The organism is Muricoccus roseus (genome assembly GCF_900141905.1).
Taxonomy (GTDB): Bacteria; Pseudomonadota; Alphaproteobacteria; order Acetobacterales; family Acetobacteraceae; genus Roseomonas; species Roseomonas rosea.
This window is the reverse complement of record NZ_FQZF01000005.1, coordinates 44,780-70,889: the sequence shown is the minus strand read 5'-3', so window position 1 is coordinate 70,889 and position 26,110 is coordinate 44,780. Positions and strand designations below refer to the sequence as shown.

Sequence of the window (26,110 nt, the reverse complement as noted above, 5' to 3'; positions counted from 1 at the left end):
CGCCCGTTTCTCTGGCATCCCGCGATGAGGTCGTGATGCCGGGCGAGGTTCCCGAGGAAACCGTGCTGCCCGTCGTCGAGGAAACCCTGCGCCTCGACAAGCGGGTGGTCGAAACCGGACGCGTGCGGGTTTCCCTCTCCACCGAGGTGGAGGAGGAGGTGCTGCGCGAGACGCTTCGCCGGCGCCATGCCGAGGTGGAGCGACATCCGGTCGGGCGCGAGGTGTCGGAGATGCCGCGTGTCCGGCAGGAGGGAAACCTCCTGATCATTCCCGTCGTCGAGGAGGTTCTCGTCGTCGAGAAGCGGCTTGTCCTGAAGGAGGAGATCCATCTCCGCCTGACGGACGAGGACGTCGCCGTTGAGCAGCCGGCCACGCGCCGGGTGCAACATGCTGTGGTGGAGCGGGTGCCGCCCGCCTCCGACCCGGCGGATCGCTGAGCGCCACTTCCCCTTTCCGCGTCCCCCCAAAAGGAGAGCCTGCATGATGCGCACCATTACGGGCCTGTTCGACAGCCGTTCCGAGGCCGAGGCTGTCATCGCCCACCTGCGGAGCCATGACGGCGTCGATGCGAGCCGGATCACCATCCATGGCCAGATGGATTCGACCGGCTCTGCCGCCGACACCGAGGATCGCGGCTTCTGGGCCTCGCTGCGCGACCTCTTCATCCCCGACGAGGACCGCTACGTCTATTCCGAGGGCATCCGCCGCGGTGGCTATGTCGTCTCGGCCGAGGTGCCGGACACGATCGTCGAGCACGCGCTGGATGTGTTCGAGGAGCATGGTGCGGTGGACCTGGACACGCGCGAGGCGGAGTGGCGCAGCGCGGGCTGGTCGGGCTACGAGGCGGGCGCCATGGGCTCGGATAATTCGGCCGGCACGGGCCTGCCGATGAACAGCTCCGCCGCCGTCGGGGCCGCCACCATGGGCGGTACCTCCACCCCGGCCGTGGGCGGAACCACCGGAATGGCGGCTGCCGGCACGGGCATGGCCGGCACGGCGCCGGGAGCCACGACGGGCGCCACGACTGGTGCTGCGATGGGCGGAATGAACGCCGCGCGCGGGACCGAGACGAAGGAGGAGCGCATCCCCATCGTCGAGGAGCAGCTGCGGGTCGGCAAGCGCGAGATGGATCGCGGCCGGGTGCGCGTGCGCTCCTATGTCGTGGAGACGCCGGTGAGCGAATCCGTCACGCTGCGCGACGAGCATGTGCATGTGGAGCGTCGCGCAGTGGACCTGCCGCTCTCGGCCGCCGACGATGCCTTCCGCGACCGCACCATCGAAGCGGTGGAGCATTCTGAGGAGGCCGTGGTCTCCAAGGAGGCGCGGGTGAAGGAGGAGCTGGTGATCCGCAAGGATATGGGCCAGCGCACGCAGAACGTCACCGACACGGTCCGCCACACCGAGGTGGAGGTGGAGGACGACCGGACCGCCGGCGCGACGGGCACGCCGAAGCGTCCCGCCGGCGTCTGAATACGCCAGTCTGAACAGCCCGGCCGCTCTGGCCGGAAGGAGGGGCCGCGGCACGTCGCCGCGGCCCTTTTCCTATGCGAGGCGGGCAGCTTCCAGCACCGCCTGGGCCGCGGCCTCGCTCGGGCTGCCGCCGCCAGGGGGGGCGAGCTGGGACATGACGCGGGCGAAGCCGGCGCGCTGCGCCCCGGCTTCCGGCCCGCCGGTCAGCAGCCGTTCCAGCCCTTCGGCCAGGCGGTCCGGGCGGCAATCCTGCTGGATGTATTCGGGGATGACGGGCGCATCGGCCAGGAGATTCACGATGCTGGCGTAGCGCACCTTCACCAGCCGCCGGACAATCTCGGCCGTGATGGGGTTCACCCGGTAGCCGACGACCATGGGCACTCCCGCCATGGCGACCTCCAGCGAGGAGGTGCCGGATTTGATGAGGCCGGCGGCGGCGGCGGCATAGGCGTCGTGCTTCTCGGTCAGGTCGCGGATGAGGATGGGGCCGGGCTTCCAGCCCAGCGCCGCGGCGCGCACCGCCTCCTCCACGGGGCCGGCCAGGGGCACCACCGGGCGGATGCCCGGTACCCGGGAGGAGAGAAGGCGCAGCGCCTCGCCGAAGATGGGCAGGAGGCGGCGGATCTCGGTCCGGCGGCTGCCGGGCATCACCAACACCACCTTTTCCTCCGGCCGGATGCCATGGGCGGCGCGGAAGCGCGCCGCATCGCCCCGGTCCGCGCCGCTTTCCAGCACGGGATGGCCGACAAAGGTGACGGTGATGCCGGCCTTCTCGAAGAAGGGCGGCTCGAAGGGCAGCAGGGCGAGGATGCGGTCCAGCCGGTGGGCCATTTCCTTCACGCGGCCCTGGCGCCAGGCCCAGACCTGGGGGGCGACATAGTGGATGACGGGGATGCCCAGCGGCTTTACCTGCTTGGCCAGGCGCAGGGCGAAGCCGGGGCTGTCGATGGTGACGAGGGCGGCGGGGCGGCGGGCGGTGATGTCCGCCACGGTCTCGTCCATGCGGCGGGCAAGGCTGCGGAGGTTGGGCAGCACCTCCAGCAGCCCCATGAGGGCGAGCTCACGCATGGGAAAGAGGCTTCGCAGGCCCTGCTCGGCCATGCGCTCCCCACCGATGCCGGCGAAGGTGAGGTCCGGGCGCTGCGAGCGGATCCGGGCGATCAGGCGGGCCCCGAGCACATCGCCCGAGGCCTCCCCGGCCACGAGGTAGAGCAGGGGGCCGGGGGCGGCCCGGGAGGGGAGGTCCGACATGGGACCTGCATAGGCGGGCCGCGGCGCCCGCGGAAGGGCGGGCTTCGGCGCCCACCCGGGAGCGGGCGCCGGGAGGGCGCTACATGAGCGGCGTGTAGCGGGCCATCTCGATGAAGATGTCGCGCACCGCGTTGCCGAGGGAGCGGTTCAGCTCCTCGAGATTCGTCACCTGCTCGATGCGCGGCTCGGCCGATTCCAGCGCGTCCTCGGCGAGGATGAGCGGGAGCAGCCCGGCGGCGCGGCAGAGGCCGATGAGGAGGGAGTCGCGCGGCTCGGGGATGTCGTCGTTGAAGATCACCCCGGTCAGGCGGGCCTTCACCTCGCGCTCCTCCTTGTCGGAGATGACGGGGTAGCGGCGCTCGGGGAAGATCCAGAGGAAACGGCCCTGCTCCTCCCGAAGGATGCCGCGGCCGACCAGGCGGGCGAAGATCTGGTCCCGGAAGCTGTCCGCCTCGCGGCCCAGCGTCTCGATCCACCAGCGGCTGCCATGGGGCATGTCGTCCTCGCCCGGGCCCGGGCCGGGGTCGGCGGCGATGCGGGCGAGCACGGGGTCGAGGATGTCGTCGCCGGTGGGCGCGGGGTTGGTGACGTAGAGGCGCTGCGTGTCCGTGTCGATCCGGTTGTGCAGGGCCAGCTCGGCCAGGATGGCGCCGGCAATGGCATAGCCCGAGGCGGGCCCGGCCATCTCGTTCAGCCGACCGCTCCGGTCGTCCAGCATCAGGAGGATCAGCTCCTCCGGCATGGTGAGCGGCATGGGGAACCCCGAATCCGTGTGACGTTGGCGCAAAGGAAGCGCCCCGATGGCGGGAGCGTCAATCGTCACTCCGCCATTCCGGGCCTAGTGGGCCGCGCCGTAGAGCGAGGCGGGATCGGCCAGCACGGGTTCCAGCGGCGCGACCTCGCCGGCCCGGAGGCCCCAGGAGAAGCAGGAGCGGCGCCCGGTGTGGCAGGCGACGCCGTCCTGGTGGACGGTGGCCAGGAGTGCGTCGCCGTCGCAATCGAGCCGCAGGTCGATCAGGTGCTGCACCTGGCCGGAGGTCTCGCCCTTGCGCCACAGGCCCTTGCGGGAGCGGCTGTAATAGGTCAGCCGGCCGGTCGCGAGGGTCTCCTCCACGGCTTCGGCATTCATCCAGGCGAGCATCAGCACCTCCCCGGTGCCATGGGCCTGGGCGATGGCGGCGACGAGGCCGTTCCCGTCCGGCTTCAGCGCGGCGAGGAAGCGGGCGCGGGCCTCGGGGGAGGGGGCGTCCCAGGGGGGCAACTCCGTGGGGCGGCCAGAGGGGCGGCTGGTGGGGCGGTTGGGAGGCGTGGCCATCCGCCCTATATAGGCGGCAGCGGCGCCGGCGTCCTCCGTGCGCCAGTCCAGGACCGCCCCGGAACCTTGATGCCCCACGGCGACCACCATCACCCAGCGGCCGACCAGTCCGGCGCGCTCCGCGAGGCGGAGGAGGCCTGCCTGCGCCGCGGCGCGCAGCTCACGCCGCTCCGGCGGCGCGTGCTGGAGATGGTGTTGGAGGCGGGGCAGCCCGTGGGGGCCTATGCGCTGCTGGACCGGCTGCGGGCCGAGCGGCCGGGTGCCGCGCCGCCGACCGTGTATCGCGCGCTGGACTTCCTACTGGCCCAGGGGCTGATCCACCGGATCGAGCGGCTGAACGCCTTCATCCCCTGCACCGAGGCGGCGCATGGGCATGACCATGAGCACCCCCACCAGTTCCTGATCTGCCGGAATTGCGGCCGCACCGCCGAGCTGTCGGACGATTCGGTCGCGGCGGCCGTGGCCGCGGCGGCCCGGGCGGCGGGGTTCAGCCCGGCGCGGGCCACGGTGGAGGTGGAAGGAACCTGCGAGGCGTGCGCGGCGGCCGCGTGAGTCCCGATTTCGTTTCGCTGTTAACATTATCGCGACAGGGCGCTATCTAACCTGTCGCGCCGATCGGGCTTGGTCGGCCTGATCGGAGACCTTCCATGCGTCGTCGCCTCTTTCCCGTGCTCGCCGCCGCCCTGGCGGTGGGGCTGCCGGCCCTTGCCCAGGCGCAGAGCCGCCTCGACTTCAGCCTCGTGAACCGCACGGGCTATGAGATCAACGAGGTCTATCTCGGCCCGTCCAGCTCCTCCTCCTGGGGCAATGACGTGCTGGGGCAGGACACCCTGCCGAATGGCCGCTCCGTGGACATCCAGTTCAACCGCCGCGCCTCGACCTGCAGCTGGGACATGAAGGTCGTCTATGCGGATGGCGACCAGTCCGAGTGGCGGGGGCTGGATCTCTGCACGATCTCCAAGGTTACGCTGTTCTGGAACCGCCAGAGCAACACCACGCGCGCCGTGACCGAATAGCACAGCGCTGGCCCCGGCCCCCGCGCCGGGGCCGCGCCCGCATGGCGATGCCAGCCCGCCGGGCTGGCATGGGCCTTTCGGCTGGCCGTGAAAGATTTCCAAATCCTCTCATTCGCGTAACACTCCCCATCCGAGATGGTCAGGATGCGATCCCGGCGGAGCCGCCGCGGTCACGCGCCTTGGGGAGATGACGCCATGCACGCCACCCGCCGGACTGCCCTCGTTGCCCTGGGAGCCGGGCTCGCCGCCGGCCTGGCCGGGCGCGGTGCCGCCGCGCAGCAGCCCGCCCTCATCCGCAAGCCCATTCCCTCATCCGGGGAGATGATCCCGGTCATCGGCCTGGGCTCGGCCCGGCGATACGAGGAGGCGAGGACGGAGGAGGATCTGGCGCCGCTGCGCGAGACCTTCCGCCGCTTCCAGGTCCTGGGCGGCACGGTGGTGGACACCGCGCCCTCCTACGGCAATGCCGAGGCGATCATGGGCGGGCTGGTCGCCGACCTGAATATCCGGCCGGACCTGTTCATCTGCACCAAGGTCGGCGCGGACACTCCGGAGCAGGGGCGGGCGCAGATCGAGCAGTCCTTCCGCAACCTCCGGACCGAGCGGATCGACCTGCTGGCCGTGCACAACCTGCGGGACATCACCAACCAGCTGGCCATCCTGCGGGAGCTGAAGGCCGCTGGGCGGATCCGCTATGTCGGCGCCACCACCTCCTTCGACCGGCAGTATGAGGCCTTCGAGGCGATGATGCGGCGCGAGACCCTGGACGCGATCCAGATCGACTACGCGCTGGACAACCGCAACGCGGCAGAGCGCATCATCCCGCTGGCGAAGGAGCGGGGGATGGCGGTGTTCATCAACCTGCCCTTCGGGCGCGGCAGCGTGTTCCGTGCCACCCAGGGCAAGCCGCTGCCGGATTGGGCGGCCGAGATCGACTGCACGAGCTGGGCGCAGGTGATGCTGAAATACCTGGTTTCGCATGACGCGGTGACCTGCGCCGTGCCGGGCATGGCCCAGGCCCGTTACGTGGACGACAACCTCAAGGCCGCCCAGGGCCGCATGCCGGATGCCGCGCTGCGCCGCCGGATGGAGCAGTTCATCGATGCGCTCTGACGCGCCCGGGGGCGCGACAGCCCCTGGGCCGCGGCCTCCGGAGGATCGCGGCTGGATCGGCCGGGTGCTCGTCGCGGCACCGGGCGAGCTCCTTCCGGTGCTGGTGGGATTCCTGCTCTTCTTCCTCCTCTTCGCCAGCTACTTCATGCTTCGGCCGGTCCGTGAGACCTTCGGCATCGCCGGTGGCGTCAACAACCTGCAATGGCTGTTCCTCGCCACCTTCCTCGCGACGCTGGTGGTGCTGCCGGCCTATGGCTGGCTCAGCAACCGCGTTCCCCGCCGGCAGTTGCTGGCCGTGTGCTACGGCGCTTCGGCGGTGACCCTGATCGGCTTCGGCTTCGTGCTGCTGATCGATCCGGAGGATGTCTGGGCCGGCCGCGTCTTCTATGTCTGGCTTTCCGTGTTCAACCTGTTCGTGATCTCGCTGGCCTGGAGCGTGATGGCGGACGTGTTCGAGCCGGAGCAGGCGAAGCGCCTGTTCGGGCAGATCGCCGCCGGTGCCAGCCTCGGCGGGCTGGCCGGGCCGCTGCTCAGCACGGCGCTGGTGGCGCCGCTGGGCCTGGCGGGGCTGCTGTTCCTCTCCGCGGCGATGCTGCTGGGCACGCTGCTCTGCGCCGCCTGGCTGTTCCGCTGGCGCGAGCGGCAGGGCTGGAAGGCCATGCCGACCGGCGAGAGCGCGGATCGCGCCATGCGCGGCAGCATCCTCGCGGGGCTCACGCTCGTGCTGCGCTCGCCCTACATGCTGGGCATCGCGCTGTTCGTCATCCTGCTCGCCTCCGTCTCCACCTTCCTCTACTTCGAGCAGGCGCGGCTGGTGCGCGCCACCTTCCCCAGCCGCGTTCAGCAGACCCAGGTCTTCGGCACCATCGACGCGGTGGTGCAGACGCTCACCATCCTGATCCAGGTCTTCGTCACCGGGCGGCTGACGCGCAAGCTCGGCGTCGGCGTCCTGCTCACGGCGGTCCCGCTCGGCATGGCGGTGGGCTTCGGCGCGCTGGCGCTGGCGCCGACCTTCGGCGTGCTGGTGGTGGTGATGGTGCTGCGCCGCGTGGGCGAATACGCGCTCGTGCGGCCCGGGCGGGAGATGCTGTTCACCACGGTCGATGCCGAGACGAAGTACAAGGCGAAGAACGCCATCGACACGGTGGTCTATCGCGGCGGCGACGCGGTCAGCTCCTGGATCAAAACGGGGGTGGACGCGATCTCGAGCAGCCCGGTCGCGGCGATGGTGGTGGGGGCCGCGATCGCCGCGAGCTGGGCCGCCACCGGCTACGCGCTGGGGCGCCGGGCCGAGCGCGAGGAGGGGGCGTCACGGCGGCTGGAGCGCGCGGCCGTCTGATTCCGGCATGCGGGGGTTCTGGGCTTGTTGGGGCCTTCGTGTTGGAGGGCTCTGCCCTCCACCCGCCAAGGGCCTGAGGCCCTTGGAACCCCATCGGACTGCCGTGGATACCCCGGATCGAAGGGGTCTCTGGTTGCAGGCGCTTTTCCTGCCTTTGCAGTCGCCTGAGGTCCTGGACCTCAGGCGCACGTCAGCCCTGTGACTCCAAACTTGAAGAAAAAGATGATGGGTCGAAGGCACTGCCTTCGACGGGTCCGGGGAGAGGAAGAATTCCTTCTTCCTCTCCCCGGGACAGACCGACAGATCAGAACTGAGGCCCGGCGCTGCCCTCAGCGCGGCAGCCGGTCGAGGGCCTGTGCGAGGTCGGCGATCAGGTCCTGCGTATCCTCCAGCCCGACATGCAGCCGGATGGCAGGACCGCCGAGGGCCGGGTCGCCCGCCGTGCGGGTGATGGAGGGGGTGGTGGGCAGGGCGAGGCTTTCGTAGCCGCCCCAGGAGGCGCCGATCCCGAAGAGGGCGAGCGCATCCACCACCGCTTCCGCATCCGCCTCGGAGTAGCGGGGCTGGAGCACCACGCCGAAGAGCGAGCAGGCGCCGCTGAAGTCCCGGGCGAAGAGGGCGTGCTGGGGATGGGAGGGCAGGGCGGGGTGCAGGAGGCGCAGCACCTCCGGCCGGCTCTCGAGCCAGCGGGCGACGACGAGCCCGTTCTCCGCCTGCTGCTTCAGCCGGACGGGGAGGGTGCGAAGGCCGCGCAGGCACAGCCAGCAATCATCGGCGCTGGCGAACTGGCCGAGCTGGATGACCGCGCCCTTCACGATCGACCAGTCCTCGGGGTTGTTCACCGTGACGCTGCCCAGCAGCACGTCGGAATGCCCGGCGGCGTATTTGGTCAGGGCCTGGATAGAGACATCCACCCCATGGACGAAGGGCTGGAAATTGTGGAAGCCCCAGGTGTTGTCCATGAGCACCTTGGCGCCGGCCGCATGGGCGACGCGGGCGATGGCGGGGATGTCCTGCACCTCGAAGGTGTGGCTGCCCGGGCTCTCGGTATAGACCACCTTCGTGTTCGGCCGCATCAGCGCGCGCAGCCCCGCCTCGTCCACGCAGGGGTCGTAATAGGTCGTCTCGATGCCGAAGCCCGTCATCAGCCCGTCCGCCAGGTTGCGGGCGGGGCCATAGACGCTGTCGGGCATGAGGCAGTGGTCGCCGGACTTCAGATAGGCCAGCAGGGGCACCATCACGGCGGCGAGGCCGGTGCCGACGATCGCGCAGCGCGTGCCGCCCTCGATCTCGGCGATCATGTCCTCGAGCATGTGGTGGGTGGGGCCGCCCGCGGTGCCGTAGGTCAGCACCTGCTCGTAGCGCTGCTTCGCGGCGGCCTTGCGGGACCCGCAATCCGGGAACAGCACGGTGGAGCCGCGATGGACGGGCGGGTTGACGAAGCCATGCACCTTCGCCCCCGCGCGCCCGTGATGGGACATGCGGGTGGAGAAGCCGAGGGACTTGTCGTGGCGGTCGGCCATCAGGCGGGCTCTTTCGTCGTCTTGGGGGTTTCGGGCCGCAGCGCCCATTCGGTCCAGGAGCCGTCATAGACGGAGCCTTCGGGCAGGCCGGACTCGACGAGGCCGAGGGCCAGCACGCAGGCGGTGACGCCCGAGCCGCAGGAGAGGATCACGGGCCGCTCGCCATCCACGCCGGCGCGCTCGAAGCGGGCGCGCAGCGCCTCGGGCGGTAGCATCGTGCCCTCGGGGGAGAGCAGCTCGGTGAAGGGGATGTTCGCCGCGCCGGGCATATGGCCGTTGGGCAGGCCCGGGCGGGGCTCGGGCGCGGTGCCATCGAAGCGGCCCGCCGAGCGTGCGTCGATGATCAGCGCCTCGCCGCCGCCCTGGCGGACGATGCGCTTGATGTCGCCGATGCCGCGCAGGCGGTCCGTGCGGAAGTCAGGGGTGAAGGTCGCGGCCGGCGCGGCCTTCGGCTCACCGGATTCGATCGGGCGGCCCTCGCGCTTCCATTTGGGCAGGCCGCCATCGAGCACATGGGCCGCCTCATGGCCCATCAGGCGCATCAGCCACCAGCCGCGGGCGGCGGCGCGCAGGCCATGTGCCTGGTCGTAGAAGATCACGCGGCTGTCGTTGGAGATGCCGAGGGCGCCCGCGAGCTTGGCGAAGCGCGCGGGGGTCGGGACCATATGCGGCAGGTCGGTATCCGGGTCGGCGAAGAGGTCGATATCGAAGAAGCGGGCGCCGGGGATGCGGGCTTCGAGATAGCCGGCCTTCTTGTCCCCGGGCTCGCCGGGCAGGACGAGAGAGCAGTCCAGCACCACGAGATCGGGCTTGCCGAGTTCCCCCGCGAGCCACTCGGTCGAGACGATGTTCTTCACTTCGCGTCCTCCGCCAGCACGATATGGATGCGCCGGTTCTGCTTGCCCTTGCTTTCCATCTTCACGACCTCCACGCGGCCGATCTCGCCCGTGCGGCGGACATGCGTGCCGCCGCAGGGCTGGAGGTCGATGGGCGCCTCCTCCGTGCCGATCCGCACCAGCCGCACCTGGCCCGCGCCGCGCGGCGGCTGGACGGAGAGGGTGCGGACGAGGCCCGGATTGGCGTCCAGCTCCGCCTCGCTGATCCAGCGCTCGCCGATCGGGTGGTCCCCGGCGATCAGTTCATTCAGCTTTTCCGTCACCCATTCCTTCGCGGGCGGGTCGGGCAGGTCGAAATCGAGGCGGGACTTGTCGGCGCCGATCTGGTTGCCGGTGGCGTAGATGCCCGGCATGGCGGCGCAGAGCAGGTGCAGGGTGGTGTGCATCCGCATGTGGCGGTGGCGGCGCGTCCAGTCGAGCTTCGCCGTGACCTTGGCGCCTACGGGCGGGATGGCGGCGCCGGCGGCCGGCACATGCAGGGCGGAGCCGTCCGGCGCCTTCACCGTGTCGGCCACCGGCATCTCGCCGCCTTCCCAGAGGATCGCGCCGGTGTCGCCGGGCTGGCCGCCGGCGCGGGGATAGAAGACGCTGCGGTCGAGGACGATGCCGGCCTCGGAGCTTTCGACCACGACGGCGGAGTTGCCCTCGGCATAGGCGTCTTCGCGGAACAGGGCTTGGGTCTGCATCATCTCGTCCATTGGTCGCGCAGGCGCGCGTGGTTCACCTGAAGCCAGAGCAGGGCAAGGGCGGCGGGCGCGTTGCGGATGCGGTTCTCCGCCACCATGGCGAAGGCCTCGGCCGTGTCCACCACCCGCACCACGGTTTCCTCGTTCTCGGCCGCCAGGCCACCGGCCCGCGTCGGCTTCACCGCCAGCGAGACCTCGGCGAGTTGGAAGTGCACCCGCTCATCGGCGGAGCCCTGCATCAGCAGGAAGGCGCCGATGGGTTGCATCCGGCCGCAGGCGAGGCCGGTTTCCTCCTCCAGCTCGCGCCGGGCGGTCTCGGCCGGGTCCTCGCCCGGCTCCACCAGCCCGGCGGGCAGCTCGGTCATCACTGGCTCCTCCCCGGCGGCGAGGGCGGGGAGGCGGAACTGCTCGATCAGGGCGATCCGTTCCGTCACGGGGTCCCAGGGCAGGATGACGGTGCCCTGGCCCCGCCGCAGCAGCTCCCAGGTGATGGGGCCGGAGAGGGAGCCGTCCTGCTTGCGGTAGCGGAAGCGGACCCGCTGGACCGGGAAGCGGCCGGCCCAGACCACCTCATCGGCCTCGGGCAGGTAGAGGGGGTGGGGCGGAACCGGCGGGGCGTTGGGCGGCCGGGGGGCGCCGTCAGGCTCTGTCATGCGGCGCGGACGCTACAGCGGAACCGGGGCGGTTGAAATCACCCCGCCCGAAACGGCGCGCCTCTTCCCGGACGGAGCCCGGGGCCCGAGAATGCCGCCGTCACACGAAGCCCCAGGCCCGCATGAGTTCCCCATCCCCGCCCGCGCCCTCGCGCGGCCAGCGCGCCGCACGGGCCCGGGCCATTGCCTGCGTCACCGGCTCCGCCGGCTTCTTCGCCGTGGCCGCCGCGGCGGTGAAGGCGCTGCAAGGCGCGCTGCCGCTCTCCGAGGTGGTGCTGTTCCGCAACCTGCTGGCACTGCCGGCGATGCTGGTGCTGGCGCATTGGACCACCGCCGGCGGGCTGCGCGCGGCCCTGCGCACGCGCTACCCCGCCCGCCACGCGGAACGGCTGATTGGCGGGCTGATGGGCATGTACGGCTCCTTCTACGGCTACGTGCATCTGCCGCTGGCGACGGTGACGGCGCTGAACTTCACCATGCCGCTCTTCCTCACCGCCCTGTCCGTCATGCTGCTGCGCGAGACGGTGGGATGGCGGCGCCTGGTCGTGGTGCTCGCCGGGTTCGGCGGCGTGCTGATCATGCTGCAGCCCGGCGGCGGAGGGCCGCTCCATCTCGGGGCCGTGGGCGCGGTGCTGGCAGGGGCGCTGGGCTGGGCCTATGCGATGGTCTCGATCCGCCGCATGGGCGAGGCGGGCGAGGCCGGCATTACCATCGTGCTGTGGTTCGCGATCGGCGCGGCGCTGGTGGCCGGGATCGCCTCCATCCCCGTCTGGGTCTGGCCGACGCCTGGGCAATGGGGGCTGCTGCTGGTGGTGGGCATCGTCTCGGTGGCGGCGCAGCTGCTGATGACGGCGGCCTACCGCTCCGCCGATACGACCGTGGTCGCGCCCTTCGAATACTCGGCCATCCTCTGGACCACGGCACTGGGCGTGCTGCTCTGGGGCGAGGTGCCAGATGGCTGGGACCTGGTCGGCTTCCTCGTCCTGGTCGGCGCGGGACTCGCGATCTGGAGGATGGAGGTTTCGGCGCGCTGAAGGCGGGTCAGGGCATCCTGTGGATTCTGTGACCTGGCCCGGGGAGTTCCTGAGGAGGGCTCTGCCCTCCACCCGCCAAGGGCCTGAGGCCCTTGGAACCCCATCGGACTGCCGTGGATACCCCGGATCAAAGGGGGCTCTGGTGGGCGGGCGCCTGTTCCGGCCTTTGCAATCGCCTCGGGTCCGCGACCCCAGGCGCACCGTCAGCCGAGTGACTCCAAACTTCCAGAAAAAGATGATGGTGAGGGGGCCGGGGAGAGGAAGAATTCGTTCTTCCTCTCCCCGGGACAGACCGTCAGCCCAGAACCAGGCCCAGGCAGTATCACCGGCTTTCGCGCCGGATCGCCTCGGCCAACGCCTGTGCCTCGGCCGCTGCCTGCCCGCGCGGCGCGGCTTCGGTCACGCCCAGCCCCTCCGCGAAGGCGGCCGCGAAGGCGGTGCGGTTGCCGAAGGAGGCGGCGAGCAGGGGCAGCTTCCGGGCGGCGAGCGTGGCCGCCACTTCCTGCGCGGCCCGGCCCTGGGCCGGCACGCGGTTGAGCATGAGGGCGACGCTGCGCTTTTCCGCCGCTGCCACCTCCAGCGTCGCCTCCATCGCCCAGAGGTCGGGCACGGAGGGTTGGAGCGGGATCAGCACGAGGTCGGCGGCGCGCATCGCGACCCGGCTGTCCGTATCGGCATGGGGCGGCGTGTCCAGGATGATGAAGTCCATCGAGCGGCGGAGCCGGTCCACGGCCTGGGGCACGCGCCAGCCCGAGGGATTCTCGAAGGGCAGGGGGCGCGAGGCGTCCCGCAGCCCGTGCCAGCGGGTGAGGGTGGCTTGCGGGTCCGTGTCCAGCAGCGCGGCCCGCGCGCCGCCCGCCGCCAAGGCCACGGCCAGGTTGGCCGCGACCGTGGACTTTCCCGCCCCGCCCTTGCGCTGGGCTACCGCCACCACGAAGGCCATGGGTGCCTCCCCGTCGATTCGCGGAGGAGCCTAGACCGGATCAGTTGAGGAAGGGGTTTGCGTTGCGCGGCCCACGGCGCGGCGCGAAGTGCTGGGCGAGGTAATCGACCACCAGCACCCGCACATCCCCCTCCAGCGGGGCCATGCCCTGCTTTTCCGTCATCCAGTCCATCAGCTCGTCCCACCGGGCGCGGGAGAAGCCGCTACGGCGGATGATTGCCGTGCTGTGGCAGGCGGTGCAGCGGGCGAAGACCTCCTCCCGCCCATTCCCGGCCGGGAGGACATCCTCGGTTTCGGCCGGGTGCTGGACGGCGGCGAGGCGATCCGCCTCGGCCTTCGCAGCGGCGGCGCGCTCGGCTTCCTGGCGCCCGGCCTCGGCACGGATGGCGGCGGCGCGGGCATCGGCCTCGGCCGTGGCCAGGGCGGCCGGGGTGGGCGGCAGCGGGGCGGGCGGGACGGGCCGGCGCAGGGCCGGCACGTCCATCGCCATGACGAGGAGGCCGAGGGCGCAGACCGCGCCCAGAGCCCCTTTTTCCAAGGCGGAGAGGCTCATCCGACCAGGATCGCTGTCCGTGCCATGGCATTGGCCGCGTAGCCCTGCGGGTTCCAGTTGGCCGCCGCATGGGGCTGCATGCGCCCCTGGCTGTCTGTCGCGCGGGTCCAGATCTCGAAATACCCGTCGGAGGGCAGCTCCAGCGAACCCTGCCAACGCTGCCAGGCATGGCGGTTGGGGGCATCGTTCACCCGCATCTCCGTCCAACTCGCGCCGAAATCGGCCGAGACATGGACGGCGCGCACGGTCAGGTCCCCGGCCCAGGCATGGCCGCGCAGGTCGAGCCGCCGGGTTCCGGCGGGCAGGCGGCTGCCATGGGCGAGGTTGGTCAGCAGCCCGCGCACGGGCATGGAGGCGATGTCCACGAAATCGGCGCCGTTGTTGCTGCTACCCGGGACGATCGGCTTCACCGGGACGCGGTAGGAGGTGCCGCCCATGCCCGGCCCGTCATGCGGCGTGGCGCGCAGCACGATCCGGGTGAGCCATTTCTGCGAAAGGCTGCCCGGCCAGCCCGGGGTGATCAGCCGCACGGGATAGCCGTGGAGGAGGGGAATGGGCTCGCCGTTCAGGCGCAGCGCGACGAGGGTGGTATCCTCCATCGCCTTGGCGATGGGCATGCCCCGGCTGATCGAGGGGCGGGACGGGTCGCCGGAGAGATGCGGGTCGGCGCCGTAATGCCCGGTGAAGCGGGCGCTGTCCTTCGGGGAGGCGGCGCGGATCACGTCCCGCAGGCGCACGCCCGTCCATTCGCCGTTGGAGATGGCGCCGTTGCCCCACTGGTTGCCGCGGGTCTCCGGCGTGAAGGCGGCGCGGCCATTGCCGCCGCACTCCATCTGTAGGCGCAGGGTGACGGTCTCGAAGCGGCTCTCCAGCTCGCCGAGGGTGAGGTCGAGCGGGGTGTTCACCTCGCCCTCGATCTTCACGCGCCAGGTCTTCGGGTCCCCGGCGAAGCGCTCGGGGATGCCGCCGTTGTTGCGGATGAAGAACTTGTCCGTGGGGGTCACATCGTCGTCCAGCATCGATTCCGGCGTCTCGGCCACCAGGGGGCGCTCGCCCAGGAGGATGAGCGGCGCCTTGCCGTCCATGCGGAGCGTGGGGGTGCCGCCGGCGGGCTGGGCCAGGGCGGCGGGAAGCAGGCCCTCGGGCATTCGGCCAGCGAAGGGAATCGTCGCGCCGAGCGCGGCGCCCATGGCGGCCAGCGCCGGGCCCTTCAGCGCGCCGCGCCGCCCGAAGGCGAGGGCGTCCGCACGCTCCGGGTCCTGGGCATAGAGTTCCTGCAAGGAGCGTTCGCGCGACATGGCCTGGTTTCCTCGATGCGGTCTTCGCCGCGGATTGGGGAGGGCGGGAGAAGGTTTGCTCCCAAATCCCGCAGGATGGGATCATATCCTTCTCTCATGCAGTGGAACCAGCCTCCTTCCAATTGGCCAGTCGAATTGCTGACCCCCGCGGCCATGGCCCGCGCCGATGCCGCTTCCTCCGTGCCCGTGGAGGTCCTGATGGCGGCGGCGGGGCGGGCGGTGGCCCGGGCGGCCATGGCGCGCTTCCGGCCCTGCCGCACCGTGGTTTTGGTGGGGCCAGGGAACAATGGCGGGGACGGCTATGTGGCGGCGCGGCTGCTGCATGAGGCCGGATGGCCCGTGGCGGTGGCCCCGCTGGCGCCGCCCCGGCCGGGCGGGCCAGCGGCCACGGCGGCGGCGCGGTGGTCCGGCCCCGTGGTGCCCTTCCGGCCGGAGGAGGCGGCCCGCGCCGGGCTGGTGGTCGATGCCCTGCTGGGCGCCGCGCCCACGCGCGCCTTGCCGGAGGAGGCGGTGGCGGTGCTGCGGGCAGCGGGCGGGCCGATCCTGGCCGTGGACGTGCCGAGCGGGCTGGATGGCGCGACGGGGCAGCCGCTGGGTGAGGTGACAGCCGCCGCCGTGACCGTGACCTTCGCCCGGCTGAAGCCGGGGCACCTGCTCCTGCCAGGTCGGGAGCTCTGCGGCGCGCTGCACCTGGCCGATATCGGTCTTCCCCAAGCCGCACTTGCCGCCGGGCTGGAGGGCGAGGCGGCGCGGAGCTTCCGGAATGCGCCGGGGCTCTGGCAGCTGCCCCAGGGCGACCCGGCCGGGCACAAATACGGGCGCGGGCATGTGGTGGTGGCCGGCGGGCCCATGCCGGGCGCCGCGCGGCTGGCGGCGGCCGCCGCCCGCCGGGCCGGGGCGGGGCTGGTGACGCTGGCGGCGCTTTCCGAGGATGCGGCTGCCGCGTTCCGGACCGGCGAGCCGGGCGCGATCGTGGCCGGGCCGCCGGCGGCGCCCCTGCTGGAGGATGCGCGGCGCGGCATCTGGGTCATCGGGCCGGGCCTGGCGCCGGATGAGGCGGCGAGGGCACTGCTGGCCGGGGCGGTCGGCGCCGGCCGGGCCGTGGTGGCCGATGCCGGGGCCCTGGGCGCCTTCGCCGGGCAGCCCGAGGGTTTGCGCGGCGTCGCGATCCTGACCCCCCATGCCGGTGAATTCGCCCGCCTGTTCGGTCCACCGGGGCCGGGCCGGCTCTCTGCCGCCCGCCAGGCGGCGGCGCGGGTGGGGGCGGTGGTGGTGCTCAAGGGCCCGGACACCGTGGTGGCGGCGCCGGACGGACGGGCCGCGATCAACCACAATGCGCCGCCGAGCCTTGCCACGGCCGGGACGGGGGACGTGCTGGCCGGCATCGCCGGAGCCCTGCTGGCCCAGGGATCGAAGCCTTTCGAGGCCGCCTGCGCGGCGGTCTGGCTGCAGGGAGAGGCCGCGCCGGAAGGGCCCGGCGTGGTGGCCGAGGATGTGGTGGCGGGCCTTCCGGCGGCCCTGGCGAGGGGCCTTCGCCTGGGCCATGGGGGCGGATCGGGCCGCCTCTGATTCGTCCGGCGCTTGGAAAGCCCGCGCCATTGCGCTAAGGCCGCCCCCTTCGGCGCCGCTGCGAGGCGGGCGTGGTGGAACTGGCAGACACGCTGGATTTAGGTTCCAGTGGCGCAAGCCGTGGGGGTTCAAATCCCTCCGCCCGCACCAAGAAGCCTGGCGCCGCCCTAGATTTGTCCTGGATGTGGAACTGAGCGAATGCAGGTGACGGAGCTCTCGGCCGAGGGGCTGAAGCGGTCCTTCTCGGTGGTGGTGCCGGCGGCGGAGATCGAGGCGACGCGCGACAAGCGGCTTGCCGCCCTGGGCCGCGACCTGCGGATCCCGGGCTTCCGGCCCGGCAAGGTGCCGGCGTCGGTGGTGAAGAAGCGCTACGGCACGGCCGTGACGGGCGAGGTGCTGGAGGAGCAGGTTCAGACCGCGACCCGCACCCTGCTGAACGACCGCGGCTTGCGCCCGGCGCTGCAGCCGAAGGTGGAGCTGGTCGGCGACTTCGCCGATGGCCAGGACCTGGCCTTCAACATCGAGATGGAGGTCCTGCCCGAGGTCCCGATGCCGGATTTCTCCGGGATCGAGGTCGAGCGCCCCCGCGCCGAGCCCTCCGAGGAGGAGGTGCAGAAGGCGCTGGACGGGCTCGCCACGCGCCAGGCCAAGCTGGAGGACGTGACCGAGGAGCGCCCGGCCGCCAAGGGTGACATCGTGATGGCCGATTTCATCGGCCGGCTGGTGACCGAGGGCGTCTCGGGCAACCTGATGGGCGCCCCCGGCAAGGACTGGGCGGTGGTCACCAACCCCCGCGGCGCCGCGAAGGTCGCCGGTTCGGGCGAGGAGGACGGTGCCCTCTACGCCGATATCGAGGCGCCGCCGGGTGAGGGCGACAAGGCTCTCAGCCGGATTAGCGTGACCCTGGGCAAGGTGGGCTTCCAGGCGCAGGCGGGCGAGACCTTCGCGCTGTCCCTGCGCTGGAAGGTGGCCGCGGGCGCGGCGCCCGCGATCGCCTCCGCCCGGCTCTCCCTCTCGGCGCTGGACGCCGAGGGCAAGTCGCTGGCCGATGAGGTGGCGAATGTGGCCGGCCCCACCGGTGAGGCGCAGGAGGTCTCCATCCGCTGGACCGTGCCGGCGCTGGAGGGGCTGTCCGCCGTGCAGGCCGCCCTTCGCATCACCCTGCAGGAGCCGGCGGCCGAGGGCTTCACCCTTCGCGTCGGCGCCGTGAGCCTGACCCGTGAGAGCGGTGAGGGCGCGGTGAGCGCGCCTTTCCCGGGCGGCACGGCGAATGACATGCCGATCGAGGTGGGCGGCGAGGGCTTCATCCCCGGCTTCACCGAGGGGCTGGAGGGCATCCGCCCGGGCGAGACGCGCAAGATCCGCGTGAGCTTCCCCGAGGGCTACGGCTCGGCCGAGCTGGCGGGCAAGCCGGCGGAGTTCGAGATCACCGCCAAGGCGCTGAAGACCCGCGCGGCGGCCCCGGCCAATGACGAGTTCGCCAAGTCGCTGGGCCTCGAGAGCGTCGAGAAGCTCCGCGAGGAGCTGAAGAAGTCGATCCAGAGCGAGTATGACGGGCTGACCCGCCTGCGGGTGAAGCGCGCCCTGCTCGACCAGCTGTCCGACCGGGCCGACTTCCCGGTGCCGGAGGGCATGGTGGAGGCCGAGTTCGGCCAGATCTGGTCGCGCGTGGAGCAGGACCGCCAGGCGGGCCGGCTCGATGCCGAGGATGCCGGCAAGGACGAGGAGACGCTGCGCGCCGAGTACCGGAAGATCGCCGAACGGCGCATCCGGCTGGGCCTGCTGCTCTCCGAGATCGGCCGGACGAACAACATCCAGGTGACGCAGGACGAGCTGTTCCAGTCCATGCGGAACGAGGCGTCCCGCTATCCCGGCCAGGAGAAGCAGGTTTTCGAGTTCTTCCAGAAGAACCCGCAGGCCCTGGAGAACCTCCGCGCCCCGATCTTCGAGGAGAAGGTCGTGGACTTCATGCTGGAACTGGCGAAGGTGACCGACACCACGGTGACCCCGGCGGACCTGCAGGCGGCCTGAGGCCTCTACAATCCGGCCCCGCCCCCCTTTCGCGGGGGGGCGGGTTGCCCCATCTTGGGGTGGAATATTGCCGGCGAAGGAGGCCGGACGGGCGCCGCGGCCTAGCCGGGCGGCCATCCGGGCGGTGCCATCGGGGACGCACTTCTCCGCCGGCGGGGAAGGATAAACGATGACCCGCTCCGTTTTCGTCGATCGCGATCCGGTTGATGTCTACAACAACTCCCTCGTCCCCATGGTGGTGGAGCAGACCGCCCGGGGCGAGCGCGCCTTCGACATCTATTCGCGCCTTCTGAAGGAGCGGATTATTTTCCTGACGGGCCAGGTCTATGATCAGGTCTCGTCCCTGATCTGCGCCCAGCTGCTGTTCCTCGAGAGCGAGAATCCCAACAAGGATATCGCCTTCTACATCAACAGCCCGGGCGGCGTGGTTTCGGCCGGGCTCGCGATGTACGACACCATGCAGTACATCCGCAGCCCGGTTTCGACCGTCTGCCTCGGCATGGCGGCCTCCATGGGCTCGCTGCTGCTCACGGCCGGGGAGAAGGGTAAGCGCTTCGCCCTTCCGAACAGTCGGATCATGGTGCACCAGCCCTCCGGCGGGGCCCAGGGCCAGGCGACCGATATCGAGATCCAGGCCCGCGAGATTCTCGACCTGCGCAAGCGGCTGAACCAGATCTATGTCCACCACACCGGCCAGCCGGTGGAGGAGATCGAGCGCAAGCTGGAGCGCGACACCTATATGTCGGCCGAGGAGGCGCAGGCCTTTGGGCTGATCGACCAGGTGGTGGCGAAGCTTCCCGCCGGCGCTGGGGTGGCTACCCCGGCCGTCGAAGGCCCGCGCAGCTGATGGGTGGGCGCCGCCCCGGCCTGTTCGTGCTATGTTCACGCAGGCCGGGGCATGTGCCCGTCACAATTTCGTCCCACGCTTCCCCCAAGGGGGGAGGGGGGTTATTCTGGCCATCTGACGCCCCCGACGCGCCGCCATCCGGCCCGGCCAGGGGCGAGGAGCGCGCATGAGCAAGTCCGGCGATTCCAAGAACACCCTCTACTGCTCGTTCTGCGGGAAATCGCAGCACGAGGTGCGCAAGCTCATCGCGGGCCCGACCGTGTTCATCTGCGACGAATGCGTCGAGCTGTGCATGGACATCATCCGCGAGGAGCACAAGACGCACCTCGTGAAGTCCCGCGATGGCGTGCCGACGCCGAAGGAGATCTGCAAGGTCCTCGATGACTATGTCATCGGGCAGGAGCACGCGAAGAAGGTGCTCTCGGTGGCCGTGCACAACCACTACAAGCGGCTGGCCCATGGCGCCAAGACCGGCGAGGTGGAGATCGCCAAGAGCAACATCATGCTCGTGGGCCCGACCGGCTCGGGCAAGACGCTGCTCGCGCAGACCCTGGCGCGCATCCTCGACGTGCCCTTCACCATGGCGGACGCGACGACGCTGACCGAGGCCGGCTATGTGGGCGAGGATGTGGAGAACATCATCCTCAAGCTGCTTCAGGCCGCGGACTACAACGTGGAGCGGGCGCAGCGCGGCATCGTCTATATCGACGAGGTCGATAAGATCTCCCGCAAGTCGGACAATCCCTCGATCACGCGCGACGTGTCGGGCGAGGGTGTCCAGCAGGCGCTGCTGAAGATCATGGAGGGCACCGTGGCCTCCGTTCCGCCTCAGGGCGGCCGGAAGCATCCCCAGCAGGAGTTCCTGCAGGTGGATACGTCCAACATCCTCTTCATCGTGGGCGGCGCCTTCGCTGGCCTCGAGAAGATCATCGCCGCCAAGGGCAAGGGTTCGGGGATCGGCTTCGGCGCCGATGTCCGCGGCCCGGATGAGCGCCGCCAGGGCGCGATCCTGCGCGAGGTGGAGCCCGAGGACCTGCTGAAGTTCGGCCTCATCCCCGAGTTCATCGGCCGCCTGCCGGTGATCGCGACGCTGGAGGACCTGGACGAGAAGGCGCTGATCGAGATCCTCACCAAGCCGAAGAATGCGCTGCTGAAGCAGTATCAGCGCCTCTTCGAGATGGAGGGGACGAAGCTCACCTTCACGGAGGATGCGCTGAAGTCGGTCGCCACCCGCGCCATTCAGCGCAAGACCGGCGCGCGCGGCCTGCGTTCGATCATGGAGGGCATCCTCCTCTCGACCATGTTCGACCTGCCCGGCCTCGATGAGGTCGAGGAGGTGGTGGTGAACAAGGAGGTGGCCGAGAACCGGGCGCAGCCGCTGTTCATCTACGGTGAACGCCCGGCGGAGCAGACTAGCGCCTGAGCCGGGCAAGCCCCCCCGTGGCGACATGGGTGGGCCTCTTTATTGCATGGCCTTGAGAGCCGGGGCGGCCTTCCCGCCGTTGTGGGAGGGGCGCCCCGGCACCACATTAGGGCCCTACCCGTGGTGACGGGGACGTGCCCGATCGGGGCGTTCCCGCGCCGACTGTCCAAGCGAGGTCCCCATGGCGGATTCCGAAGCGGCACTGGTTCGGGGCGAGGCTCTGCCCGTCCTTCCCCTCCGCGATATCGTCGTTTTTCCACATATGATCGTCCCGCTCTTCGTCGGGCGAGAGAAGTCCGTGCGCGCGCTGGAATCGGTGATGCGCGAGGACAAGCAGATCCTCCTCCTGGCGCAGCACAACGCCGCCCAGGATGATCCCGGCGCCGAGGACCTGTTCGAGGTCGGCACCGTCTCCACCGTGCTCCAGCTCCTGAAGCTGCCGGACGGCACCGTGAAGGTGCTGGTCGAGGGCGGCCGCCGCGCGCGCGTGGTGGGCTGGAAGGAGACCGGCAGCCATTTCGAGGCCTTCGCCGAGACCATCGAGGAGACCAACCCCGACCCGCGTGAGGTTGAGGCGCTGAGCCGCTCGGTCGTCGGCCAGTTCGAGGGCTACATCAAGCTCAACAAGAAGATCGCGCCGGAGGTGCTGGTCTCGATCAACCAGATCGAGGAGCCGGCCAAGCTTGCCGACACGGTGGCGGCGCATCTGAACCTCAAGATCGCCGAGAAACAGGAGCTGCTGGAGACGGTGGGCGTGCCCGCGCGGCTCGAGCGTGTCTTCGCGCATATGGAAAGCGAGATCGGGGTTCTTCAGGTCGAGAAGCGCATCCGGAACCGCGTGAAGCGGCAGATGGAGAAGACCCAGCGCGAGTACTACCTGAATGAGCAGATGAAGGCCATTCAGAAGGAGCTTGGCGAGGGCGAGGAAGGCAAGGACGAGATTGCCGAGCTCGAGGCCAAGATCAAGAAGGCTGGGCTTTCCGCCGAGGCGCGTGAGAAGGCGCAGGGCGAGCTGAAGAAGCTGCGCGGCATGTCGCCCATGTCCGCCGAGGCGACCGTGGTCCGGAACTACCTGGACTGGATGGTGAGCATCCCCTGGAAGAAGCGCACCAAGGTGCGGATCGACCTTGAGGAGGCGCAGCGCGTCCTGGATGCCGATCATTATGGCCTGGACAAGGTGAAGGAGCGGATCATTGAGTATCTGGCGGTCCAGAGCCGCTCGAAGAAGATCCGTGGCCCGATCCTCTGCCTTGTCGGCCCTCCGGGCGTCGGCAAGACCTCGCTCGGCAAGTCCATCGCCAAGGCGGTGAACCGCAACTTCGTGCGCATGTCGCTGGGCGGCGTGCGGGACGAGGCGGAGGTGCGCGGCCACCGGCGGACCTATATCGGCTCCATGCCCGGCAAGGTCATCCAGGGCATGAAGAAGGCGAAAACGTCCAACCCGCTCTTCCTGCTGGACGAGATCGACAAGCTCGGCGCCGATTGGCGCGGGGACCCGTCCTCGGCCCTGCTGGAGGTGCTGGACCCCGAGCAGAACGCCACCTTCAACGACCACTATCTCGAGGTGGATTACGACCTTTCGGACGTGATGTTCATCACGACCGCCAACTCGCTGAAGATGCCGCAGCCGCTGCTGGATCGCATGGAGATCATCCGCATCCCCGGCTACACCGAGGATGAGAAGATCGGCATTTCCCGCCGCCACCTGATCCGCAAGGTGACCGAGGCGAACGGGCTGAAGCCGGACGAGTGGAGCGTGTCGGACGACGCGATCCGCGATCTCGTGCGCTACTACACGCGCGAGGCCGGCGTGCGGAACCTGGAGCGCGAGATCGGCGGCCTGGCCCGCAAGGCGGTCCGGGAGATCGTCTCGGGCAAGGCGACGAAGGTCGAGATCACCGCCGAGAACCTGGGCAAGTATGCCGGCGTGCGGAAGTTCCGCTACGGCGAGGCCGAGGCCGAGGACATGGTGGGTGCCGTCACCGGCCTCGCCTGGACCGAGGTGGGTGGCGAGATCCTGACGATCGAATCCGTGCTGCTGCCCGGCAAGGGCGCCGTGAAGCACACGGGCAAGCTCGGCGACGTGATGCAGGAGAGCGTCTCCGCCGCGGTCTCCTATGTCCGCAGTCGCTCCACGGCCTTCGGCATCAAGCCGACCATCTTCGAGAAGCGGGACATCCATGTCCACGTGCCCGAGGGTGCGACGCCGAAGGACGGGCCCTCCGCAGGCATCGCCATGGCGACGAGCATCGTCTCCATCCTGACGGGCATTCCCGTGCGGAAGGACGTGGCGATGACGGGCGAGATCACGCTGCGCGGCCGCGTGCTTCCGATCGGCGGGCTGAAGGAGAAGCTCCTCGCGGCGCTGCGCGCCGGGGTGGGCACGGTCTTCATCCCGAAGGAGAACGAGAAGGACCTGGCCGACATCCCGGAGAGCGTGACCCAGGCGCTCAAGGTCATCCCCGTCTCGCATGTGGACGAGGTGATCTCCCAGGCTCTGGTGCGCCGTCCGGAGCCGATCGACTGGATCGAGCCGGAGGAGGTCACGCCGGCCAAGCCGGCGGTGGGTGATCCGGCCGCGGCCAGCCTGCCGCACTGAGGGGCAGGGCTTTCTGATCCGAGGCGGGGCGTCGGCGGTGAGCCGGCGCCCCGTTTCCGTTTGGGCCGGGCACCGTTGACGCGGTGGAGGAGGGCTGAATACTGTCCGGCCGGCCGGCGCCCGTTCGCGGCCGTGCCTTTGGGCGCTTAGCTCAGCGGTAGAGCGCCTCGTTTACACCGAGGATGCCGGGGGTTCGAATCCCTCAGCGCCCATACGCAACATTCCCGCCCTTGTTACGCAATATTGCTTCGTTAAGCCGCGACCCGGTAAGGTTTTTACCTCGCCGGAGAATCAGCCCGGCGATCAGCGAGGCGAATCATTCATGTTGTTCCGCAATGGCCTTCTGGCGGCGGTGGCCGCTATCGCGCTCGGGGGCTGCCTTCAGCAGGGCACGGCGAGCGGCCCGGTGACTGGCGCGGCCGCGGGCGGGACGAGCGTGGGCGGCAGCATCATCCGCTGCCCGGAGACGCTGGGTACCATCGCCATCGACGACGGCCGCGAGCAGGCCTGGTTCGGCCCCTTCACCCAGCGCACGCAGATCACGACCATCGAGCCGATGGTGCGGCTGATCGTCCAGCAGTCGAACTGCTTCGTCATCACCGCCATGGGCAACAGCCGGCTCGAAGGCCGGATGCGCGGCATGATCGGCGACATGCGCAACAGCGGCGAGTTCCGCGCGGGCTCCAACATGCAGCGCGGGCAGCGGGTCGCGGCCGACTACTTCATGGAGCCGGCGATTCTCTTCTCCAACCAGGACCTGAGCGGGATGGGCGCCGGAATCGGCGGCTGGGGCGGGCTGGCCGCCGGGCTGGCTGGGTCGGCGATGTCCACCTCCGCCACCCAGGTCACGCTGTCGGTCTTCAGCATCCGGGCGGGGACGCAGATCGCGGCGTCCGAAGGCTCCTCCACCGCCACGAATTTCGGCGCGGTCATGGCCGGCTTCGGCGGCGGCGCGGCCGGTGCGCTGGGCGGCTACCAGCGGACGCCCGCGGGCCAGGCGACCGTCGCGGCCTTCGTGGACGCCTACAACAAGATGGTCGTTGCCCTGCAGAACTATCAGGCCCAGGACGTGCGCGGCGGGATGGGCACGGGCGGCCGGCTGCGGGTGAACTGAGGGCGCCATGAAGGCTCTTCGCCTGGCCGCGCTTGCGGCCGGAATCGGGCTGGCCGGCTGCGTGCAGCCCGGCGGCCCCCCGGGGGTGGTGGTCTGCCCGCCGGGGGCGCCTTGCCGGGTGCAGCCGGTTGGGATGGTCACCTCCGTGCTGGAGGAGGGCCCCGCCCGCCCCCGTGAGCCCGAGGTGGGCGATTCGCTGCGCGGCCTGGCCGCCGCGGCGGAGTCCGGCGTACCTGACGCGCAGTACCGACTCGCCACGCTGCTGTTCCGTGGCACGCCTGACACGCCCCGCCAGTCCTATGCCGCGCTGCAATGGATGCGGCGGGCCGGGGAGGGCGGCGACGTGCGCGCCCAGCGTGCCGTCGGGCGTCTCTACATGACGGGGCTGGAGGAGATGGGCCAGGACCTGCAGGAGGCGCGGCGTTGGCTGGGCATGGCGGCGGGGCAGGGGGACCGGCAGGCACGCCGGGACCTGGCCGAGATCGACCGGGCCGAGCGGCAGGAGCGTGACTTCCAGCGGGCGCTGGCGCTGAAGCAGGCCGAGACCCGTTCGCTGTGGATCGTCGTCGTTCCGGTTGCGGTCTATCGGTGACGGGCGGTTGACAGGGGGGGCGCCAAGCCATAAACGGCCCCCACGCAGCACGCGGGTGTAGCTCAGTTGGTTAGAGCGCCGGCCTGTCACGCCGGAGGTCGCGGGTTCGAGCCCCGTCACTCGCGCCACGCGATGCGTTCAAACGCCGCCCCTCGGGGCGGCGTTTTGCGTTCCGGCCTGCTGCTTCCGTGCTTGCAGGATGGATTTGCGAATGGCTCGCAGGTGTTGATTAAGCTGCATCCATTGTGCGAGGCTGGGGCGGCGCCCCTATGGCGGAAGCTTCGTCCTGCCTATATGTATCCCGCATTGCGCTGCGGCATCGCCGCGGCGCCAATGGGTGCATCCGGGAGTCTTCCGTGGCCTCGGCTGTTCCGAAGCTCTGAGGGGCATGATGACCCAGCCGCTGCTGGCCAATTACTTTCCGATCCTGGTGTTCCTGGGCATCGCCGCGGTGATCAGCATCGCCATGGTGGGCGGCTCCGTGCTCGTCGCCCGGCAAAAGCCGGATGCGGAGAAGCTCTCGACCTACGAGTGCGGCTTCGAGCCTTTCGAGGATACGCGCCATCGGTTCGACGTGCGGTTCTACCTCGTTGCGATCCTCTTCATCATCTTCGACCTAGAGGTGGCCTTCCTCTTTCCCTGGGCGGTTTCGCTCGGTGGGATCGGCTGGGTGGGCTTCCTCTCGATGATGGGCTTCCTGGGGCTGCTGACGGTCGGCTTCGTGTATGAGTGGCGCAAGGGCGCGCTGGACTGGGAATGAGCCGCGCCATGGGCTGCGGCATGAGCCGCGCCGGGTGGTGTGGCGAGACGGGCCCCGGGGCCCGCAGGATGATGACGCGCGGTGA

At 70.4% G+C, this 26,110-nt stretch carries 24 protein-coding genes, 3 tRNA genes and 2 pseudogenes; 19 read left to right on the top strand and 10 right to left on the bottom strand.

Annotated features, from left to right (window positions below; all coding sequences use genetic code 11):
* The first annotated feature begins 35 nt into the window (after positions 1-35).
* Together BUB97_RS05350 and BUB97_RS05345 are read left to right on the top strand one after the other, a co-directional pair.
* Positions 36-437 (top strand): DUF2382 domain-containing protein, encoded by a 402-nt coding sequence (locus tag BUB97_RS05350; protein WP_073132372.1) that lies wholly within the window; start codon positions 36-38, stop codon positions 435-437.
* 43 nt (positions 438-480) lie between these two features.
* Positions 481-1,470: a YsnF/AvaK domain-containing protein gene (locus BUB97_RS05345; protein WP_073132370.1), complete on the top strand. Its 990-nt coding sequence runs from the start codon at positions 481-483 to the stop codon at positions 1,468-1,470.
* A 72-nt stretch (positions 1,471-1,542) separates the two neighbouring features.
* Here the strand turns inward: BUB97_RS05345 and lpxB are convergent, their stop codons facing one another.
* The 3 genes from lpxB to hisI all read right to left on the bottom strand — a co-directional run bounded on the left by lpxB (position 1,543) and on the right by hisI (position 4,036).
* The gene (gene lpxB, locus BUB97_RS05340; RefSeq protein WP_073132368.1) at positions 1,543-2,721 is read right to left on the bottom strand and encodes a lipid-A-disaccharide synthase; all 1,179 of its coding nucleotides are present in this window, start codon (positions 2,719-2,721) and stop codon (positions 1,543-1,545) included.
* Positions 2,722-2,800: 79 nt separating this feature from the next.
* On the bottom strand, positions 2,801-3,475 hold the full coding sequence (locus BUB97_RS05335; protein WP_073132366.1) for a GOLPH3/VPS74 family protein: 675 nt from the start codon (positions 3,473-3,475) through the stop codon (positions 2,801-2,803).
* An 84-nt stretch (positions 3,476-3,559) separates the two neighbouring features.
* Positions 3,560-4,036, bottom strand: coding sequence for a phosphoribosyl-AMP cyclohydrolase (gene hisI / locus BUB97_RS05330; RefSeq protein ID WP_086061938.1), 477 nt, complete (start codon positions 4,034-4,036; stop codon positions 3,560-3,562).
* A gap of 69 nt (positions 4,037-4,105) precedes the next feature.
* On the opposite strand from hisI, the gene BUB97_RS05325 reads away from it, so the two are divergent.
* From BUB97_RS05325 to BUB97_RS05310, 4 genes are all read left to right on the top strand, one after another.
* Positions 4,106-4,588: a Fur family transcriptional regulator gene (locus BUB97_RS05325; protein ID WP_073132364.1), complete on the top strand. Its 483-nt coding sequence runs from the start codon at positions 4,106-4,108 to the stop codon at positions 4,586-4,588.
* A 95-nt stretch (positions 4,589-4,683) separates the two neighbouring features.
* Positions 4,684-5,052, top strand: coding sequence for a hypothetical protein (locus BUB97_RS05320; protein ID WP_073132362.1), 369 nt, complete (start codon positions 4,684-4,686; stop codon positions 5,050-5,052).
* Between the two features lie 195 nt (positions 5,053-5,247).
* Complete coding sequence (locus BUB97_RS05315; RefSeq protein WP_073132360.1) at positions 5,248-6,165, top strand: aldo/keto reductase; 918 nt, start codon at positions 5,248-5,250, stop codon at positions 6,163-6,165.
* The gene (locus tag BUB97_RS05310) at positions 6,155-7,504 is read left to right on the top strand and encodes an NTP/NDP exchange transporter (protein ID WP_086061921.1); all 1,350 of its coding nucleotides are present in this window, start codon (positions 6,155-6,157) and stop codon (positions 7,502-7,504) included. The genes BUB97_RS05315 and BUB97_RS05310 overlap by 11 nt, the downstream gene beginning before the upstream one ends.
* Before the next feature lie 329 nt (positions 7,505-7,833).
* On the opposite strand, the gene metC is transcribed toward BUB97_RS05310, so the two are convergent.
* The 4 genes from metC to BUB97_RS05290 are packed head-to-tail and all read right to left on the bottom strand — an operon-like array spanning position 7,834 to position 11,262.
* Complete coding sequence (gene metC / locus BUB97_RS05305) at positions 7,834-9,027, bottom strand: cystathionine beta-lyase (protein WP_073132358.1); 1,194 nt, start codon at positions 9,025-9,027, stop codon at positions 7,834-7,836.
* Positions 9,027-9,884: a sulfurtransferase gene (locus BUB97_RS05300; protein WP_073132355.1), complete on the bottom strand. Its 858-nt coding sequence runs from the start codon at positions 9,882-9,884 to the stop codon at positions 9,027-9,029. Before BUB97_RS05300 ends, metC begins: the two co-directional genes overlap by 1 nt.
* The gene (locus tag BUB97_RS05295) at positions 9,881-10,612 is read right to left on the bottom strand and encodes an alanyl-tRNA editing protein (protein ID WP_456306320.1); all 732 of its coding nucleotides are present in this window, start codon (positions 10,610-10,612) and stop codon (positions 9,881-9,883) included. The genes BUB97_RS05300 and BUB97_RS05295 overlap by 4 nt, the downstream gene beginning before the upstream one ends.
* Positions 10,609-11,262 (bottom strand): NUDIX domain-containing protein, encoded by a 654-nt coding sequence (locus BUB97_RS05290; protein ID WP_073132354.1) that lies wholly within the window; start codon positions 11,260-11,262, stop codon positions 10,609-10,611. The genes BUB97_RS05295 and BUB97_RS05290 overlap by 4 nt, the downstream gene beginning before the upstream one ends.
* Before the next feature lie 122 nt (positions 11,263-11,384).
* Here BUB97_RS05290 and BUB97_RS05285 point away from each other — a divergent pair, with 122 nt between their 5' ends.
* A complete protein-coding gene (locus BUB97_RS05285; RefSeq protein ID WP_073132352.1) occupies positions 11,385-12,296 on the top strand; it encodes a DMT family transporter in 912 nt (303 codons plus the stop codon).
* Positions 12,297-12,618: 322 nt separating this feature from the next.
* Here the strand turns inward: BUB97_RS05285 and parA are convergent, their stop codons facing one another.
* From parA to BUB97_RS05270, 3 genes are read right to left on the bottom strand one after another with little or no spacing between them, the layout of a single operon-like run.
* Positions 12,619-13,239, bottom strand: coding sequence for a ParA family partition ATPase (parA, locus tag BUB97_RS05280; RefSeq protein ID WP_073132350.1), 621 nt, complete (start codon positions 13,237-13,239; stop codon positions 12,619-12,621).
* Between the two features lie 40 nt (positions 13,240-13,279).
* The gene (locus tag BUB97_RS26115; protein WP_175562562.1) at positions 13,280-13,777 is read right to left on the bottom strand and encodes a hypothetical protein; all 498 of its coding nucleotides are present in this window, start codon (positions 13,775-13,777) and stop codon (positions 13,280-13,282) included.
* An 11-nt stretch (positions 13,778-13,788) separates the two neighbouring features.
* Positions 13,789-15,090, bottom strand: a complete 1,302-nt coding sequence (locus BUB97_RS05270; protein ID WP_073132346.1) for a sulfite oxidase — start codon at positions 15,088-15,090, stop codon at positions 13,789-13,791.
* 135 nt (positions 15,091-15,225) lie between these two features.
* On the opposite strand from BUB97_RS05270, the gene BUB97_RS05265 reads away from it, so the two are divergent.
* The 12 genes and pseudogenes from BUB97_RS05265 (at position 15,226) to BUB97_RS05210 (ending at position 26,025) form a co-directional block, all read left to right on the top strand.
* Positions 15,226-16,659: an NAD(P)H-hydrate dehydratase gene (locus BUB97_RS05265; protein WP_338141770.1), complete on the top strand. Its 1,434-nt coding sequence runs from the start codon at positions 15,226-15,228 to the stop codon at positions 16,657-16,659.
* A gap of 65 nt (positions 16,660-16,724) precedes the next feature.
* Positions 16,725-16,809, top strand: a tRNA-Leu gene (locus tag BUB97_RS05260).
* A gap of 48 nt (positions 16,810-16,857) precedes the next feature.
* A pseudogene (locus BUB97_RS05255) lies at positions 16,858-17,226 on the top strand (trigger factor family protein); the annotation flags it as partial.
* A 684-nt stretch (positions 17,227-17,910) separates the two neighbouring features.
* Positions 17,911-18,690: pseudogene (tig, locus tag BUB97_RS26740) on the top strand (trigger factor); the annotation flags it as partial.
* 169 nt (positions 18,691-18,859) lie between these two features.
* Entirely contained in the window at positions 18,860-19,537 is a 678-nt protein-coding gene (gene clpP / locus BUB97_RS05245; protein ID WP_073132345.1) for an ATP-dependent Clp endopeptidase proteolytic subunit ClpP, read from the top strand.
* Positions 19,538-19,703: 166 nt separating this feature from the next.
* Positions 19,704-20,960 (top strand): ATP-dependent Clp protease ATP-binding subunit ClpX, encoded by a 1,257-nt coding sequence (gene clpX, locus BUB97_RS05240; protein ID WP_073132343.1) that lies wholly within the window; start codon positions 19,704-19,706, stop codon positions 20,958-20,960.
* Positions 20,961-21,141: 181 nt separating this feature from the next.
* Entirely contained in the window at positions 21,142-23,559 is a 2,418-nt protein-coding gene (gene lon, locus BUB97_RS05235; RefSeq protein WP_073132342.1) for an endopeptidase La, read from the top strand.
* Between the two features lie 140 nt (positions 23,560-23,699).
* A tRNA-Val gene (locus BUB97_RS05230) sits at positions 23,700-23,771 on the top strand.
* 110 nt (positions 23,772-23,881) lie between these two features.
* Complete coding sequence (locus BUB97_RS05225) at positions 23,882-24,673, top strand: CsgG/HfaB family protein (protein WP_073132340.1); 792 nt, start codon at positions 23,882-23,884, stop codon at positions 24,671-24,673.
* Positions 24,674-24,680: 7 nt separating this feature from the next.
* A complete protein-coding gene (locus BUB97_RS05220; protein ID WP_073132338.1) occupies positions 24,681-25,265 on the top strand; it encodes a tetratricopeptide repeat protein in 585 nt (194 codons plus the stop codon).
* 51 nt (positions 25,266-25,316) lie between these two features.
* Positions 25,317-25,393, top strand: a tRNA-Asp gene (locus tag BUB97_RS05215).
* A gap of 263 nt (positions 25,394-25,656) precedes the next feature.
* Positions 25,657-26,025: an NADH-quinone oxidoreductase subunit A gene (locus BUB97_RS05210; RefSeq protein WP_073132336.1), complete on the top strand. Its 369-nt coding sequence runs from the start codon at positions 25,657-25,659 to the stop codon at positions 26,023-26,025.
* The last annotated feature ends 85 nt before the right edge of the window (positions 26,026-26,110 follow it).